The sequence below is a fragment of the Sporosarcina limicola genome (assembly GCF_014873855.1).
GTDB lineage: Bacteria > Bacillota > Bacilli > Bacillales_A > Planococcaceae > Sporosarcina > Sporosarcina limicola.
Genome location: NZ_JADBEL010000065.1, coordinates 1 through 2,585 on the forward strand (window position 1 = coordinate 1; position 2,585 = coordinate 2,585).

The 2,585-nt window shown below is 40.2% G+C and carries 3 protein-coding genes; 2 read left to right on the forward strand and 1 reads right to left on the reverse strand.

What is annotated here, in order from left to right; all coding sequences use genetic code 11:
* Window positions 1-324 precede the first annotated feature (324 nt).
* Window positions 325-1,026: a hypothetical protein gene (locus H4683_RS21000; RefSeq protein WP_192600769.1), complete on the reverse strand. Its 702-nt coding sequence runs from the start codon at window positions 1,024-1,026 to the stop codon at window positions 325-327.
* Between the two features lie 441 nt (window positions 1,027-1,467).
* Between H4683_RS21000 and H4683_RS21005 the strand changes: the two genes are divergently transcribed.
* Entirely contained in the window at window positions 1,468-1,896 is a 429-nt protein-coding gene (locus H4683_RS21005; RefSeq protein ID WP_192600770.1) for an HIT family protein, read from the forward strand.
* A 325-nt stretch (window positions 1,897-2,221) separates the two neighbouring features.
* Window positions 2,222-2,539 (forward strand): class I SAM-dependent methyltransferase, encoded by a 318-nt coding sequence (locus tag H4683_RS21010; protein ID WP_338062517.1) that lies wholly within the window; start codon window positions 2,222-2,224, stop codon window positions 2,537-2,539.
* Window positions 2,540-2,585: the final 46 nt, after the last annotated feature.

Below are 2,585 nucleotides of genomic sequence, written 5' to 3' on the forward strand. Positions count from 1 at the left end.
TAGTGGCGGAAATGTATAGCTGACTGGTAGTGCAGGTATCGCGAGGTTCTGTGCGGAGGACCAGAAGGCAAAACTCGGAACAGATAGCATATACCATGTTGGCTAGCAGGATAGGATAACCTTGCAAGACGTGGGAACGTCCAAAACCACAATTATATCCTGTATAGCCTCTCGGAGTTTCTAGAATGAAATCCTTTGGATATCCAGAAATTCACTGGAAGTTAGGCTTATTCGGAGATGAAAGGCATCGATTTTTGGATTTGTTTAAAAAAGTGCATGCCAAAAAAGCCTAACCTCTTTACTTTTTAAAAATAAAGAATGATTTTAGGCCGCGGACGGGAAAATATGACTTTTAAGAAAGGCTAATTCTTCTTTTCGATGGGCATACCAAGCATCCATATGTTGACACATCATGATTCCAAAAAGGCGAACGGTCCACATCATCGTAGAACGATGGTTTCCAGCTTCTAAATGATATTCAATTTTCTCTCGTTTGTTGGAGCGTTCTATAGATGTACGTCGTTTGTAGATGGTTTTCCACTTTTCTGTTTCCCTTGAAGTCTTAGGGAATAAGCGTAAATTATCTTTATTGTGCGTATGGTAGGTTCGCCCATACTTGGCGGTAGAACAGGGTATTTCACATGTATTTTTCGTTCCGCACGCTAGTGGACAGCGCCACTTTTGGCGGTTTCGAGTACAATCATAACCATTTGGTTTCATCTTTTTACCGATTGGACATATAGGCACGCCTTCAGGTGATATTTGAATATCCCCTGCCGTTTCACTGTTCTTCTTGGTCCGTTTATTTAGATCAATGAAGGGTTCCACTTGTTGCTGATCCAACAAGTGATAAATGGCTTCGGCATCATGAGCAGCATCCAGAAGCATTTTATCCACCGCGCCCAAGTTGAATCGTTGTGAAAATGCAGCCCAACCGACGACAAAGCTAACTGAGTCATGGCATGAGGCCGGATTGAGAAGCGGATACAAAGGCAAGTCATATGGGCTATCGCACGCATTAATCATGTAGAGATGATACCCGTTAAAGTATTTCTCACGATGACACTATCCCACCCACTGTCACAGTCAGGCTGGGAGTAGATGCGGGCGTGCGTACATTTCTCTATACCTTGGGCGCGGCAATGACAAGTGGATTTGCTTCGGGTGTGGGACGAGGTGACGAGTGGCGTACCGTCACCAGCAACGTTAAGTTGTTCCACATCTCCGAGCAATCCCAATTTAGCTGAAACCGAAATAATTTGGGACTGGAATAAGTCAAAAAGACGATCTGATGGAAGTTCCTTTTTCCAACGATATTCCAACACATCACTCCCAATTCGTACTAGTGTGTGAAATGAAAAAAACTCCTACAAAGTAGGAGGGATGCAATTTGGCGGGGGAAGGAATCCTTTACTCTGCCTAGCTCGGCGAATGCCGAGAGTCTATTACTGTACGAGGAGGTACTGTATGGAAACTTGTTTTGGTTGCTCATTAACGCAGGGAAAACTGCCGATTTATAAAGTATATGAGAGTGAAAACGTAATTTCTTTTTTAGATTATGAACCGTTTAATGAAGGACATATTCTAATTTTACCAAAACAACATCGGCAAGAATTTACGGATTTAACGCCAAAAGAGCACTTAGAAATACAAAAAGCTAGTCACCTTTTATCAAATGTTATAAAAAAGCTTGTAAAGCCAGATGGTATTTCGATTCTTCAAAATGGTGGTATTTTCAATGAACTAATGCATGTTCATTTTCACGTAGTACCCCGCTATAAACATCAAAACTTTGCAGAGTTTTATGCAACAAGCGATGATCAGTTTACTCCAGATATTCATAAATTACAGGTTATGCAGCAAAAGTTTATAGAAGTCATAAAACTCATTGGATAGGTACATCTAACTGGAACTTTTTGGACAGTCAAATTCAATAAGCACTAAATGCTAATAAAATCGTTTGAATATCCATGTCCATTTATATAGAAAAGTTAGTTAGGGTGATGGAAAGGTAATTTTAAAGATTACTCTTCCAATCACAACAGTATCGATTGGAATGCACAAGGGAAGAGGGAAGAATGAATGTTCAGGAATGTTCAGGAATGTATTTGAAGAGAACTTTGAGAAATATGCTGATCCTGAAATGTATGACCACCTATATGAGGGATACCAGAAGGATTTAAATGTGATTCTAGAATGGGCCAAGCCAGATTAACCTATTATTGAATTAGCGTGCGGTATAGGGCGTCTTACAATTCCTATGGCAAAACGGGGACTTCAAATGGTTGGAGTTGATCTGCATGAGGGTATGTTGGAGCGAGCAAAACAGAAGGCGAAAAAGCAATTGGTCTCGATTGAATTTTTGCTACAAGACTGCACAAAGTTAAACATACCCGTCAAAAGTTCGTTAGTTTTTATGACCGGTAATTCCTTTCAACATTTTTTAACGAATGAATTGCAAAATGCCTTATTACAATCTGTCCAACAGCATGGCTCTTACGCTCATTTGGGGAAAAGGTCTATTCCGCTCCATTGCTAGAAGTTAATAGTATTAGAATATAATTATAGTTCATAAAGAACCCTGT

Bases quoted from the DNA above. Each gene is read 5' to 3' on its own strand.
- H4683_RS21000 (WP_192600769.1), bottom strand. From the start codon at position 1,026: ATGATTAATGCGTGCGATAGCCCATATGACTTGCCTTTGTATCCGCTT.
- H4683_RS21005 (WP_192600770.1), top strand. From the start codon at position 1,468: ATGGAAACTTGTTTTGGTTGCTCATTAACGCAGGGAAAACTGCCGATT.